The organism is Streptomyces abyssomicinicus (assembly GCF_008974245.1).
GTDB lineage: Bacteria > Actinomycetota > Actinomycetes > Streptomycetales > Streptomycetaceae > Streptomyces > Streptomyces abyssomicinicus.
The window spans coordinates 270,014-283,701 of the sequence record NZ_BBZI01000009.1; the positions used below are offsets into that span (position 1 = coordinate 270,014).

Below are 13,688 nucleotides of genomic sequence, written 5' to 3' on the forward strand. Positions count from 1 at the left end.
TCGCACAGGTTTTCCTCACCTCTCGGCAAACGGATTCCACGGGCGTCCGGGTCCGCGTTCGTGCGGCGGCTCCGCGCTCCCGGCACCCCCCATGGCCGCACGGGCACCCTTCCCTGGCCCCCGAACAGCCTCTCCCCGTCCCGGCGGAGCGGTCCCAGAGTACGAGGGCCAATAGCGTGACGACTGTTGTCTTCCCTGGTCAGAGGGGGTCTGGGACACGGCCGTGACGATTCCGGATGCGTTCTCCGCCCGGCCATGCGGAAGGCACGCGGCATTCCCCCCAAGGCCTCCCCCCGGCCACTTCCGGCCCCCGCGAGTCGAATGCCTCACGCGGTAACCTCCGTGTCCCGTGCAACCTTTGGCGGCATCGGGGAGTCATGTACATGAGAGCGGGGAATTCCTGCGGACGCGCGCCTCGCGCGTCCCTCCTGACGGTGGCCCGGCCGCCGCGCACCTCGTGCGGCGCGCGGCTTCGGCCCTTTCTCCCGCCTTTTCGACGCACCAAGGCGTCATCTACGTGAGGTAGGAGTTTTGAGACGTCGTACGACAGCACATGCCTACCGCCCGCTGAGCATGAAGCGCAGAGCCTGGATCACCCTGGGCGCCGTGCTCCTCGGCGGCGGCGGGGTAGCCACTTACGCGATGGCGGATCCGCCGGATGCCGCCCCGGCGGCCGAACAGGCACGGGACAAGCGCCCGGTCCGGGTCTACGACCTGGCGCTCCCCGGCGGTAGCGCCAAGAAGGAACTGCCGCGCACGGAGACCCGGTTGTTCTCGATGCTCGGCGTGTCCTGGGACGCGGCCGAGCGGGAGCTCGACGGCACCGCCCAGGTCCGCACCCGCAGCGCGGAGACCGGCGAGTGGTCCGTCTGGAAGGACCTGGAGTTCCACAACTCCCCGCCGGAGGACCCGACCGCCGAGATGCGCGGCGCGTCCGAGCCGCTCTGGGTCGGCCCGGCCGACGGCGTCGAGGTGCAGGTGGTCCGCGAGGACGGCAGCACCTCCGCGATGCCCAAGGGCATGCAGGTCAACATGATCGACCCGGGTGTCGTCACCACCGCGGAGACGAAGTCCACGGACATCGAGCTGGAGCCGGCCGCCTTCGCCGCCGCGAGCGAGGAGACCACCGCGCCCGCGGCCGGCGAGCCGACGCCGCCGGCCGAGGCGACGCCGCCGGCCGAGGCGACCACTCCGCCGGCGGAGGAGACGACTCCTCCCGCCGAGGAGACGACTCCGCCGGCCGAGGAGACCACCTCGCCCGCCCCGGAGCCGACCGAGACGGTGCCGCCCAAGCCGGTCGCGCCGCCGTCCACGGTCACCCGGCCCCCGATCGTCAGCCGGGCGCAGTGGGGTGCCGACGAGTCGAAGGTGGAGGACCCGGCCGATTACATCGAGAAGGTCGACGCCGTCTTCGTCCACCACACGGTCGGCTCGAACAGCTACAGCTGCGCGCAGTCCGCGTCCCTGGTCCGCGGCGTGATGGCGTACCACATCGAGACCAATGGGTGGAACGACCTCGGGTACAACTTCCTGGTCGACAAGTGCGGCCAGATCTTCGAGGGCCGCGGGGGCGGCGCCGACCTGCCGGTCATGGGCGCCCACACCTACGGCTTCAACAGCTACTCCACCGGCATCGCCTTCCTGGGCGACTTCGAGGGCGTCGACGGCCAGCCGGCCGGCAGGCCCAGCCGCGCCGCGCTGGAGTCGGCGGCCCGCATCGCCGCGTGGAAGCTCGGCCAGTACGGCGGCGACCCCAAGGGCAAGGTCACGCTGGAGGCCGGCGGCGACACCGGTGTCTGGGACCAGGGCGAGCTCGCCACCCTCAACGTGATCTCCGGTCACCGCGACGGCTACGCCACCGCGTGCCCCGGCGCCACCCTGTACGCGAAGCTCGGCGAGATCCGCCGGATCGCGGCGAGCCCGCTCGCCGACGCGGCGGTCCCGACCGCCGACTTCAACCGTGACGGCATCTCCGACCTGGTCGCGGGCGTTCCGCGCACGTCGGGCTCCGCGGGCAGCGTGGTGGTCGTCCCCGGCTCCACGGACGGTCCCGACGGCACGCTGCGCAAGGTGATCACGCAGAGTTCCGAGGGCGTCGTCGGCGCCTCCGAGGCCGGCGACAACTGGGGCGCGTCGAGCGCCTGGGGTGACCTGGACGGCGACGGTTACGCCGACCTGGTGGTCGGCGTACCGGGCGAGGACAACGGCGTGGGGACGGACGCGGGAGCCCTCGTCGTGCTCCACGGGCCCTCGCTGACCCGTACCGCGACCGTGCGCGACCCCGTCGCGAAGGCGGGCGCCAAGATGGGCACGACCGTCGCGGTCGGCGACTTCGACGCCGACGGCACGGCGGACGTGTTCTCGGCCGGCACCGGCAACGGCGGGGCCTGGGGCGCCGCCCTGTCCGGCAAGGGGACCCAGTCCGGCAAGCTCACCACCGCGACCGGCGCGGTGGGCTACCTGGACGCGGCGACCGGCGACTTCAACCGCGACGGTTACGCCGACGTGGCCCTCAACTACCGTGACCAGTCCGAGGTGGGCAGGGTCACCTGGTTCAAGGGCTCCGCGACCGGCCTGACGAAGGTCAGCGTCCTGTCCGTCAAGGGCGGCCGGTCCCTCGCGGTGGGCGACGTGAACGGCAACGGCTACGACGACATCGTCATCGGCCAGCCGTACACCGCGGAGTCCGGCGCCAAGGCGGGCGGCCAGGTCACCGTCGTGCCGGGCACCTCCACCGGGTTCACCACCACGGGCATGAAGACGGTCCACCAGGACACCTCCGGTGTCCCGGGCTCCGCCGAGAGCGGCGACGCCATGGGCTGGTCGGTGTCCGCGGGCGACTACAACCTGGACGGTTACGCCGACGTGCTCGCGGGCGCGCCGCGCGAGGACATCACCCGCAGCGGCAACCGCGCCGACGCGGGCATGGTGTTCCTGCTGAAGGGCAGTTCCGCGGGCCTCACCGGCACCGGGGCCGTCGGTTACACCCAGGACACCGCGGGCATCGCCGGCGCCACCGAGACGAACGACCGGTTCGGCTCGGCCGTGGTCCTCCAGGACCTGTCCGGATGGGGCCGTGCGGACCTCGCCATCGGCGTCGAGGGCGAGGACTCCTACAGCGGCACGATCCTGCAGCTGGACTCCGGCGGCTCCGGCGTCTCCACGTCGGGCGGCGTCTACTACGGCCGCACCGTCATGGGCACGCCCACCGGCGGCCACCTGGGTCAGACCCTCCAGCCGTGAACGAACGGGGCGGGGAAGCGTCCGTCGCGGCGCTTCCCCGCCCCGTCCCGTTTATTCCTGCTGTCGCATGAATTTCCGGTGCGATATTTCCGCCCGGGCGACCCGCCACTTAGCGGGGCGCCTGTGCTACGGTTGGCAGCAGTTGCAGTTTTGGTTACCAGAGACTTCTTGAGTGCTCTCAGACGACCTTTACGTCGCCGGGAGCACTCTTTTTTATTTCCGGAAATTGCCAGAGCAGCGACTCCGGGGCCACGAGGTGTGGTTCCGGAAACTGCCCACAGGGAGATTCACATGGCATCCGGCACCGTTAAGTGGTTCAACGCGGAAAAGGGCTTCGGTTTCATCGAGCAGGACGGCGGCGGCGCCGACGTCTTCGCCCACTACTCGAACATCAACTCCTCCGGCTTCCGTGAGCTGCAGGAGGGCCAGCGCGTGAACTTCGACGTCACGCAGGGCCAGAAGGGCCCGCAGGCGGAGAACATCACCCCCGCCTGACGCGTACCGCGCACCGCGCACCACGCATCACAGGGCCGGGCCCGCACTCCTCGTGAGTGCGGGCCCGGCCTTTCGTGTGTCACGGCCGGGACTTGCGCACCCTCCGGGGCACGGGGGAGATTCTGTGGCCATGCGCATGGTTGTGACCGGGGCCACCGGAAGTCTGGGCACGCGGGTGATCGAGGATCTGCTGGAACGGGTCCCGGCGGACCGCGTGCTCGCGGTGGTGCCGAGTGGCAGGGCGGGCGCGGCGCTCGCCGCGCGGGGCGTACGGCTCGCTGTCGCCGACCTCGACGTTCCCGAGAGCCTGATCGGCGTGTTCCGCCCCGGTGACCGCGTGCTGTTGATCCCGGCGGACGACCCGGCCGCGGACCGGGTGGCGCAGCACCGCGCGGTGGTCGACGCGGCGGCCGCCGCGGGGGCCGGGCTGCTGGCCTACACCAGCGTGCCGGGGGCGCTGCAGGCCCGCGCGGCCGACGTCCACCGGCGCACGGAGGGGCTGGTCCTGGCCTCCGGCGTGCCGTACACGCTGCTGCGCACCAACTGGTGCACCGAGGCGTACACCGAGCGGCTTCCGCTGGTGCTGCACCTGGGCGTGGTCACCCAGGCCGCCGGGGACGGCCGGGTCGCCTCCGCCTCCCGCGCGGACTACGCCGCCGCGGCCGTGGCCGTGCTCGCCGGCGAGCGCGGGGGACACGAGGACCGGACCTACGAGCTCGGCGGCGACACGGCGTGGAGCCTGTCCGAGTACGCCGCGGAGGTCTCCCGCCGGGCCGGGCGGGAGATCCCGTACCGCGCGATGTCCTACGACGCGTACCTGGCCTCCCTCACCGCCGCAGGGCTGCCGGGGTTCGCGGCCGAGCTGATCGCGGGCGCGGACGCGTCGATCGCCCGGGGCCAGCTGGGCGGCGTGACGGGTCAGTTGTCGCGGCTGATCGGGCGGCCGACGACACCGATGCCGTGGTCGGTCGCCGAGGCGATGCGAGGCCTGGTCGACGCCGACTGACGGCCGCGCGCCGACGGCCGCGCGCCGACGCCGCGCGCCGACGGCCGGGAGCGCGGCCTGGCGGGAACGCGGCCTAGCGGGACGCGGGGTGGCGGGAACGGGGCCTGGCAGGAAGGCGACCTGGCAGGACGCGGGGTGGCGGGAACGCGGCCTGGCAGGAGCGCGGCCTGCCGGGACGCGGGGTGGCGGGACGCGGGGTGGCGGGAACGCGGCCTGGCGGGACGCGCGGCCTGGCGGCCCGCGGGGTGGCCGCAGGTCCGGGCGGCCCGCGGGCCCGCGGCGCGCACCGGGGCGGGGAGGCGGCGCGGATGCGAGCGATGTGCCCCTCGGGAGCTTGAGTCTGCGGGCTTTCGCCACCTATGTTGGCGCACATGCGGGAATACTCCATAGGCCGGGCGGCCCGGTTGCTCGGCGTCAGCGCGGACACGGTGCGGCGGTGGGCGGACGCCGGCCGGCTGACCACGCGGCGGGACGACGGCGGGCGCCGGGTGGTCGACGGCCGCGACCTGGCGGCCTTCGCGGTGGAGCTGGCGCGGGACGGTGACGACGACCGCCCCGCCTACACCTCCGCGCGCAACGCGTTCGCCGGGATCGTGACCGCCGTGCGACTGGGGGACGTGGCCGCCCAGGTGGAGATCCAGGCGGGCCCGCACCGGCTGGTGTCGCTGATGACCAGGGAGGCCGTCGAGGAACTCGGCCTGGAGGTGGGCGTGGAGGCCACCGCCCGGGTCAAGGCGACCAGCGTCCACGTCGACCGCGCCGCGGAGCAGCGGTGAGGCCCGCCCCGCGGTGGGCCGCCGCGGTCCTGGCCGCGGCGGCGGTGCTCTGCGGGTGCGGAGCGCAGGAACCGGAGCCGACCGTCACCGTCTTCGCCGCCGCCTCCCTCAAGGAGTCGTTCACCGCCCTCGGCGAGGAGTTCGAGGAACGGCACCCCGGCACCGAGGTCGAGTTCAGCTTCGGCGGCAGCGACACGCTGGCCGCCGGGATCACCGGCGGCGCCCCCGCCGACGTGTTCGCCTCCGCCGACGGGACGACCATGGCCCGCGTCACGCGGGCGGGCGGCGCGTCCGGCCGGCCCAAGGTGTTCGCCCGCAACCGCCTCCAGATCGTCACCCTCCCCGGCAACCCGCACCGCATCCGGAGCCTGGGCGACCTGGACCGCCCCGAACTGAAGGTCGTGCTCTGCGACGCCTCCGTGCCCTGCGGCGCGGCCGCCCGCAAGGCGCTCGACACCGCCCGGCTCCGGCTGAGCCCCGCCTCGTACGAGCAGGACGTCAAGAGCGCGCTGACCAAGGTGCGGCTGAAGGAGGCGGATGCGGCCCTGGTCTACGCGACGGACGTGCGAGCGGCCGGGGACGCCGTGGCCGGGGTGGAGTTCCCGGAGGCCGACACGGCCCTGAACAGCTACCCGATCACCGTCCTCGCCGACGCGCCGCAGCCGGAGCGGGCCGCGGAGTTCGTGGCGTTCGTGCGCTCCGCCGAGGGCCGCCGCGTGCTGCGTGAGGCCGGGTTCCTGGAGCCGGGACCGGAGGCGCCGTGAGCGGCGGCAGGCCCCGGGACGCCACGAGGAGCGGGCGCCCCGGGCGGGTCGCCGGATCTCTGCGGCCCTTCGGACGCGCGCCCCTGGCGCTGCTGCTGCCCGCCCTGGGCGGGCTGGTGTTCCTCCTGCTGCCGCTCGTCGCGCTGCTGGTGCGCGCGCCGTGGGCCGAGCTGCCCGCGCAGCTCGGCAGCCCCCAGGTGTGGGAGGCGCTGCGGCTGTCCCTGCTGTCGGCGACCACGGCGACCGCGCTCTGCCTGGTGCTGGGCGTGCCGCTGGCGTGGCTGCTGGCGCGCACCGACTTCCCCGGCCGGCGGCTGGTGCGCGCGCTGGTGACCGTGCCGCTGGTGCTCCCGCCGGTGGTCGGCGGTGTGGCGCTGCTGCTGGCGCTGGGCCGCGACGGCCTGGTGGGGCGGCTGCTGGACGACTGGTTCGGGGTGACGCTGCCGTTCACCACGGCGGGCGTGGTGGTCGCCGAGGCGTTCGTGGCGATGCCGTTCCTGGTGATCAGCGTGGAGGGCACGCTGCGCGCCGCCGACCCCCGGTTCGAGGAGGCCGCGGCCACCCTGGGGGCCTCCCGGTTCACCGCGTTCCGGCGGGTGACGCTGCCGCTGATCGCGCCGGGCGTGGCGGCGGGCGCGGTCCTCGCCTGGGCCCGGGCGCTGGGCGAGTTCGGCGCGACGATCACCTTCGCGGGCAGCTTCCCCGGCCGCACGCAGACCATGCCGCTCGCCGTCTACCTGGCCCTGCAGAGCGATCCGGCCGCCGCGGTGGCGCTCTCCCTGGTGCTGCTGGCGGTCTCGGTGGCGGTGCTGGGCGCGATGCGGGACCGGTGGACGGCGGGGATGGGCGGATGAGGGGCGGGAGCATGACGGACGTGAGCGGGGCAGGCCGGCCCGGGGCGGACCGGACCGTGACGGGCGGGAGCGGGACGGGCGCGACCGGGACCGGCGGCGAGGGGACGGGCGGTCTTGAGGCCCGTCTGGTCGTCCGGCGCGGTGACTTCCTGCTCGACGTGGCCCTGAGCGCCGCGCCGGGCGAGGTGGTGGCCCTGCTCGGCCCCAACGGCGCGGGCAAGACGACCGCGCTGCGCGCCCTGGCCGGTCTCGCGCCGCTGGACGAGGGCCACCTGCGCCTCGACGGGGCGGAGCTGGCACCGCTGCCCGCCGAACGGCGGCCGGTGGGGGTGGTGTTCCAGGACTATCTGCTCTTCCCGCACCTGTCCGCGCTGGACAACGTGGCGTTCGGTCTGCGCTGCCGGAACATGTCACGACGGGCGGCGCGTGACGAGGCCGCCCGGTGGCTGGAGCGGGTGGGGCTGGCCGCGCACGCGGGCGCCCGGCCGCACCGTCTCTCCGGAGGCCAGGCCCAACGGGTGGCGCTGGCCCGGGCCTTGGCGACCCGGCCACGGCTGCTGCTGCTCGACGAACCGCTGGCGGCGCTGGACGCGCGGACCCGGCTGGAGATGCGGTCCGCGCTCCGAGGGCACCTGGACGACTTCGAGGCGGTGGCGGTGCTGGTCACCCACGATCCGCTGGACGCGATGGTGCTGGCGGACCGGCTGGTGGTGGTGGAGGACGGCCGGGTGGTCCAGACGGGCACCCCGGACCTGATCGCCCGGCGTCCGCGCACCGACTACGTCGCCCGCCTGGTGGGCCTCAACCTCTACCGGGGGAAGGCGACCGGCCACCTCGTGCGGGTGGACGGCCGGGAGGCGGCGGTCACGGTGACGGAGGAGCTGACCGGCGAGGTCTTCGTGGCGTTCCCCCCGTCGGCGGTGACCCTGCACGGTGAGCGGCCGGTGGGGACCGGCGCGCGCAACGTGTGGCGGTGCCGGGTGGCGGGGATCGAGTCCCACGGTGACCGGATCCGCGCGGACCTCACCGGCGAGCTGCCCATGGCGGCCGACCTCACGACGGTCTCCGCCGCGCAGCTGCGGCTGACGCCGGGCGCGGAGGTGTGGGCCGCGGTCGAGGCGGGGCAGACACACGCCTACCCGGCACGCTGAGGACGCGTCCCTCCGTTCCTGGGCGCGGGGCGCCCCACGGTCATAACCGTTCCGCGGGCTGGTCGACGGCCTCCGTCCCGGTGATCCCGGCGCCCGTCGGACCGGCGCCGGCGGGACCCAGGTACGCGGCGAGGACCAACGCCGCCACCGCCACCAGCGCGGCACCCACGGCGCGCAGGTGGCGCGCGTACGAACGTCGGATCAAGGCGACCTCGGTCAAGCTCGGAAAACGGCGTGTGAACGACGATCAACGTGCGGTTCAACCTAGAGCCACACATACCGAACAGCAAGAGCTTCCTGGGGAGTTGACGGCACCGACCGGCCGCGAGGGGGACGAACCCGGCGAACCCGGCGACCCGGCCGGGATCCGAGGCCCGCCACGGCCCCGCAGCAGGGCCGGTGGGAAGGTCGGTGGCGGGACCGGTGGGAGGGCCGGTGGCGGTACCGGCGGTGGGGCGCGCGGCAGCCCCGACCTGCCGCGCCGCCGCTGCACGGCTGAGGCGCGGGCCGGATTTCCGGGGCCGCCCGCGCGGCATGAACGCGGTCGTCCACACGTTGTGAAGAGTGGAGGGAGGTACCCGAGCCGAGCCGCCCAGGAGTCCTCGTGACCGTTCGTCCCACACCCTCGCACAACCCACCCGCCGAGCCCGCGACCACCGGGCCCGCGACCGCCGGCAGCACGGACGCGCCGGCGCCGACGGAGCCCGCGATCACCCCCGACCTGTCGTCCCGGGACCCCAACTGGTGGCGCCAGGCCGTGATCTACCAGGTCTACCCGCGCAGCTTCGCCGACGCGGACGGCGACGGCCTGGGAGACCTCCGGGGCCTCACCCGCCGGCTGGCGCACCTGGCCACCCTCGGCGTGGACGCGGTGTGGCTGAGCCCCTTCTACCCGTCCGAACTCGCCGACGGCGGGTACGACGTGGCCGATTACCGTGACGTCGACCCGCGCCTCGGCACGCTGGAGGACTTCGACGTGATGGTGGCCGAGGCCCACCGGCTGGGCCTGAAGGTGCTCGTCGACCTCGTCCCGAACCACAGCTCGCACCAGCACGTTTGGTTCCAGGAGGCACTGCGGGCCGGTCCTGGCTCACCCGCCCGGGACCGGTACGTCTTCCGCGACGGCCGCGGCCGCGGGGGCGAACTGCCGCCGTCGGACTGGCACTCGGTGTTCGGCGGCAGCGCCTGGCAACGCGTGCCGGACGGCCAGTGGTACCTGCACCTGTTCGCCCCCGAGCAGCCCGACCTGAACTGGGACAACGAGGAGGTGCGCGACGACTTCCGCACCACCCTGCGCTTCTGGGCGGACCGCGGCGTCGACGGCTTCCGCGTCGACGTGGCGCACGCCCTCACCAAGGACCTCACCGAGCCGCTGCGCGACCTCGGCGACCTGGCGGCCGGCGGCGACGAGGCGTTGGAGGGCATGGCTCCGGGCGAGCACCCCCTCTACGACCGGGACGAGGTGCACGAGATCTACCGGGACTGGCGCAAGATCCTCGACTCCTACTCCCCGCCGCGGATGGCGGTCGCCGAGGCGTGGGTGCCGGGGGAACGCCGGGTGCTGTACGCGCGGCCGGACGAACTGGGGCAGGCGTTCAATTTCGAGTACCTGCGCACGCCCTGGGACGCCGAGGAGCTGCGTGAGGTGATCACGTCCGCGCTGGAGCAGGCCCGCGCGGCGGGGGCCTCGGCGACATGGGTCCTCTCCAACCACGACGTGATCCGCCACGCCACCCGCCTCGCGCTGCCGCCCGGCACCGACCCGGACGCCTGGCTGCTCTCCGGCGGCCGCGAGCCGGCGGTCGACGCGGCGCTCGGACTGCGGCGGGCGCGGGCGTCCACGCTGCTGATGCTGGCGCTGCCCGGCTGCGCCTACCTGTACCAGGGCGAGGAGCTGGGGCTGCCGGAGGTCGCCGACCTCCCGGCCGACGTGCTGCGGGACCCGATCTGGGAGCAGACCGGGCACGCGCGCAAGGGCCGGGACGGCTGCCGGGTACCGCTGCCGTGGACGCGCGGCGGAGCGGATTTCGGCTTCGGCTTCGCGTCCGCCGACGGCACGCCGTGGCTGCCGCAGCCGGAGTGGTTCTCCGAGCTGTCGGTGGAGGCGCAGGACGGGGTGGACGGTTCCGCCCTGGAGCTCTACCGGGCCGCGCTGCGCGTCCGGCGGGGACTGCTGAGCGCGGACGAGTCCCTGACCTGGCTCGACGGCGCCGCGCCCGGCGTCCTCCACTTCTCCCGGCCGGGCGGCTGGCAGGTCGTCGCCAACACCGGTCCGACGCCGGTCCCCCTCCCGACGGGGCGCACCCTGCTGGCCAGTGGGCCGCTGGACGGCGGCGGCACCGTGCTGCCGCCGGACACGACGGTGTGGCTCAAGGCGTGACGGACGCGGTCCGGGGTAATCCGGGACGGCCTCCGAAACGGCTTCCCGTGTGACGCACTGCATGGCGGACCGGGGCCTGACGGGGCCGCTCTCCCACCTACCGTGGAGGGCATGTCCCCGCTGGCCCGGATCGTCCACGCCTACACGCCGCGCTTCGCCGAGTTCGCGTTCGAGCCGGGCTTCACGGCGGCGGTGGACCAGCATGTGGCGGAACTGCGCGACCGGCTGTCCCCGGCCGGGCCGGGCGGCACGCTCGCCCCCGCCGCCCCGGACCGCGACGACCTCACGGACTACGCCCTGGGCTTCCTCGACGGCCTGGCGGAACTCGACTGGCGTGAGCCGGCCGGCCACGACTTCGCCGTCTGCCGCCTCACCGCCATCACCTGGCTCGTGCACCGTCACGACCTCCTCGAACCGGCGGCCGACCACCCGCGCGAGCGCTGACCGCCCGGACGGGGCGCGGCACGAGCACGCCGCCACGCCGCCCTGGTCGCCGGTCACCGCTCCTCCGGCCCCGTCACCCCGTCACCGGCCATCCGGTCCCGTTCACCCGGCCCCGCCGCTGATCACCGGTCACGGATCGTCGATCACCGGCCATCCGGCCCCGTCACCCGGCCCCGTCACCCGTCACCCGTCACCCGTCACCCGTCGCCGGGGCGTCGTCGTGCGGCCGGGGCCGTCGGCCGGCGCGCGTGTCCTCCCGGCCGGCCCGGTACGCGGCGATCCCGCCCCGCGCCGCGGCGGCCTCCTGCTCCGCACGCGTCAGCCACCGCTCCCACCGCGAGCGCATCGGCCCGATCAGCCCACCGCCGACCCCCACCACGGCGATGCCGGACACCGTGGCCAGCGCCGCGTACAGCAGCGGATGGACGACGCCCGTGGCGATCCCGGCCTGACCGAGCGCCGCGATCACTCCGAGGACCACGACGACCGCCCACAGGCCGGTCGCCACCGCCTTGCCGTAGGGAGCCCGGCCGAGCGCCGAACCGGCCACGCTCCGCACCCCGTTGGCGATGGCCAGGGCCACCACGACCAGCAGCACCGCGACGATGCCCCGCGGCAGCCAGGCCACCAGGCCGTTGATCATCGTGCTCACCTGGTTCGCCCCGAACACGCCGAGCGCGAGCTGGAGCGCGACCAGCATCAGCGCGTAGAAGACGATCCTGCTGACGATCCCCGTCGTGTCGTGCGACGCGTCCCCCAGCATCCGGTCCACTCCCGCGCGTTCGGCGAGCCGCTCGGAACCCAGCCTCCGCATCACCCGGTCCGCGATCCTGGCGACCGTCCTGGCCACCAGCCAGCCGAGGACCAGCACCACCAGGAAGGCGGCCAGCCGGGGCACGAACGTGGCGATCCTCGACCAGGCGTCCTCGAGGCCCGCGGTGAGGTCGACGGCGAGCTGTCGAGCGGCCATGAGCGGATTCCCTTCACCGGGTGCCGGCGAGCCGGGCGGCCCGGCCGGGGGAGCGGCCGCCGCCCGGCCGGCGTCCGTCCGCCCGCGTCACTCCATCCGTAGCAGCGGACCCGCCGCACGGCCCGGCCCACGCCTCCGTCCGGGTGAGGCCCCCGGTGCGGCACCGGGAGCCGTCACGGCACCGTCACCCGTCGTCGTCCTCCCCGGGGCGGCCCTCCTCGCTCTCCGCGCCGCCCCCGGCGGCCCCACCGGCCCCGGCGGCCTCGGCGGCCTCCTCCGGCGGCCACGCCGTGTACGGCCAGGGCGGCGACTCGTCGGGGCGGGGGCGGCGGACGGAGAAGATGGTCGTGTCGTCCTCCAGGTGCCCGTGGGCGTGCAGCAGGACCCCGTCCCGCACGAACCGGACGATGCCGCGCGGCCTGCGGGCCTCCGGGTCGCGGGCGGCGGCCCGGACCACCTCCGCGCGGAGCGGGTAGAACTCGTCGTGCTCGTTGCGGGCCTCGGTGACCCCGTCGGTGGTGAGCAGCAGGGTGGCCCCCAGGGGGATCGGGACGCGCAGCATCGGCGGCGGCAGGTTCGCGACGTCGCTCATGCCCAGCGGCAGGCCGTGCGCGCCGGGCAGCGGGCCGGTGTCGCCGGACGGGCTGATCAGCAGGGGAGGCTCGTGCCCGAAGTTGACGATCTCCACCATGTTGGGCTCGTCGGCCGGGAAGCACATCATCACGGCCGTGGCGAACCGGTCCCGGTCCTGCTCGGCGCCCAGGGCGAGCCGGTAGGCGACCTGCCGTTTCAGCCGGATCTCCAGCCGGGACGCCACCGTCGTCAGGCACCGCTCGTGGTACGCCGCCTCACGGAAGGTGCCCAGCAGGGCGGCCGCGGTCTCCACGACCTCCAGCCCCTTGCCCTGGACGTCGCCGACGAGCACCCGGGTGCCCCAGGGGCTCGGCTGGATGTCGTAGAAGTCGCCCCCGACCCTCGCCTCGCTGTTGGCCGGCATGTAGAGCGCCGCGTGCTCCAGGCCGCCGAGCCCGGGGGGAAAGGGGCGGAGCACCGCCCGGCGGGTGGTGTCGGCGACCACGGACATCTGCAGCAGCTCGGCCGCGTGGGTGATGCGTACCGCACAGGCGAGGATCGACAGCACGCTGCCGACCACGAGCAGCACCAGGACCGGCCACACGCTGACCATCGGGCTGGTCGACACCGTGATCGCCCCGTAGGTGGCCAGCGCGAGCGCCGCCAGGACCGCCGTCGCCCGCACACTGCACAGCGCGGCCGCCACACCGGGGACCAGCACCAGCCAGGACGACGCCCGGAACCAGTCGGGCGTCGAGATCTCCACGACGGTGCCGGCCAGCCCGATCAGCACCGGGAACACCCAGCCGATGGCGTACCCCCGCCAGTACAGGAACCGGTCGAGCCGCCCCGTGCGGACGAAGACGGAACGCGGCGCCCCGGGGTCGTAGACCGGGCCTCCGGTGTCTTCGCTTCCGTCGGCCGGGGGCGTGAACTGCATGTTTTCAGCGAAACACGAGGATGAGGGGGCTGCATCCGGTGGTGGACACAGGTGCGTTCCCGAGTTGCCCGTTCACCCGTACGGGTGTCCGC

General features: G+C 74.5%; 12 protein-coding genes. 9 read left to right on the forward strand and 3 right to left on the reverse strand.

From position 1 onward, the window contains the following. Positions 1–573 precede the first annotated feature (573 nt). The 7 genes from GBN72_RS21585 to GBN72_RS21615 all read left to right on the forward strand — a co-directional run bounded on the left by GBN72_RS21585 (position 574) and on the right by GBN72_RS21615 (position 8,289). On the forward strand, positions 574–3,243 hold the full coding sequence (locus GBN72_RS21585) for an FG-GAP-like repeat-containing protein (protein ID WP_151773527.1): 2,670 nt from the start codon (positions 574–576) through the stop codon (positions 3,241–3,243). A gap of 291 nt (positions 3,244–3,534) precedes the next feature. Then, positions 3,535–3,738, forward strand: a complete 204-nt coding sequence (locus tag GBN72_RS21590; protein WP_043247736.1) for a cold-shock protein — start codon at positions 3,535–3,537, stop codon at positions 3,736–3,738. Positions 3,739–3,868: 130 nt separating this feature from the next. Further along, positions 3,869–4,744, forward strand: coding sequence for an NAD(P)H-binding protein (locus GBN72_RS21595; protein WP_151773528.1), 876 nt, complete (start codon positions 3,869–3,871; stop codon positions 4,742–4,744). Between the two features lie 371 nt (positions 4,745–5,115). Continuing rightward, positions 5,116–5,520, forward strand: a complete 405-nt coding sequence (locus GBN72_RS21600; RefSeq protein WP_151773529.1) for a TOBE domain-containing protein — start codon at positions 5,116–5,118, stop codon at positions 5,518–5,520. A gap of 29 nt (positions 5,521–5,549) precedes the next feature. Beyond that, complete coding sequence (modA, locus tag GBN72_RS21605; RefSeq protein ID WP_246212781.1) at positions 5,550–6,284, forward strand: molybdate ABC transporter substrate-binding protein; 735 nt, start codon at positions 5,550–5,552, stop codon at positions 6,282–6,284. Beyond that, on the forward strand, positions 6,281–7,138 hold the full coding sequence (locus tag GBN72_RS21610; RefSeq protein ID WP_151773531.1) for an ABC transporter permease: 858 nt from the start codon (positions 6,281–6,283) through the stop codon (positions 7,136–7,138). Before modA ends, GBN72_RS21610 begins: the two co-directional genes overlap by 4 nt. An 11-nt stretch (positions 7,139–7,149) precedes the next feature. Further along, positions 7,150–8,289: an ABC transporter ATP-binding protein gene (locus tag GBN72_RS21615; protein WP_151773532.1), complete on the forward strand. Its 1,140-nt coding sequence runs from the start codon at positions 7,150–7,152 to the stop codon at positions 8,287–8,289. Positions 8,290–8,329: 40 nt separating this feature from the next. Here GBN72_RS21615 and GBN72_RS34235 read toward each other — a convergent pair whose 3' ends face one another. After that, entirely contained in the window at positions 8,330–8,494 is a 165-nt protein-coding gene (locus GBN72_RS34235; protein WP_164540789.1) for a hypothetical protein, read from the reverse strand. Positions 8,495–8,998: 504 nt separating this feature from the next. On the opposite strand from GBN72_RS34235, the gene GBN72_RS21620 reads away from it, so the two are divergent. Then, the gene (locus GBN72_RS21620; RefSeq protein WP_151773779.1) at positions 8,999–10,669 is read left to right on the forward strand and encodes a glycoside hydrolase family 13 protein; all 1,671 of its coding nucleotides are present in this window, start codon (positions 8,999–9,001) and stop codon (positions 10,667–10,669) included. Positions 10,670–10,780: 111 nt separating this feature from the next. Beyond that, positions 10,781–11,113: a DUF6401 family natural product biosynthesis protein gene (locus GBN72_RS21625; protein ID WP_151773533.1), complete on the forward strand. Its 333-nt coding sequence runs from the start codon at positions 10,781–10,783 to the stop codon at positions 11,111–11,113. Positions 11,114–11,303: 190 nt separating this feature from the next. Here the strand turns inward: GBN72_RS21625 and GBN72_RS21630 are convergent, their stop codons facing one another. Together GBN72_RS21630 and GBN72_RS21635 are read right to left on the reverse strand one after the other, a co-directional pair. Beyond that, positions 11,304–12,083 carry a mechanosensitive ion channel family protein gene (locus GBN72_RS21630; RefSeq protein ID WP_151773534.1) on the reverse strand — a complete coding sequence of 260 codons (780 nt, stop codon included), beginning with the start codon at positions 12,081–12,083 and terminating at the stop codon, positions 11,304–11,306. 184 nt (positions 12,084–12,267) lie between these two features. Further along, the gene (locus GBN72_RS21635) at positions 12,268–13,596 is read right to left on the reverse strand and encodes a PP2C family protein-serine/threonine phosphatase (protein WP_151773535.1); all 1,329 of its coding nucleotides are present in this window, start codon (positions 13,594–13,596) and stop codon (positions 12,268–12,270) included. Between the last annotated feature and the right edge of the window lie 92 nt (positions 13,597–13,688).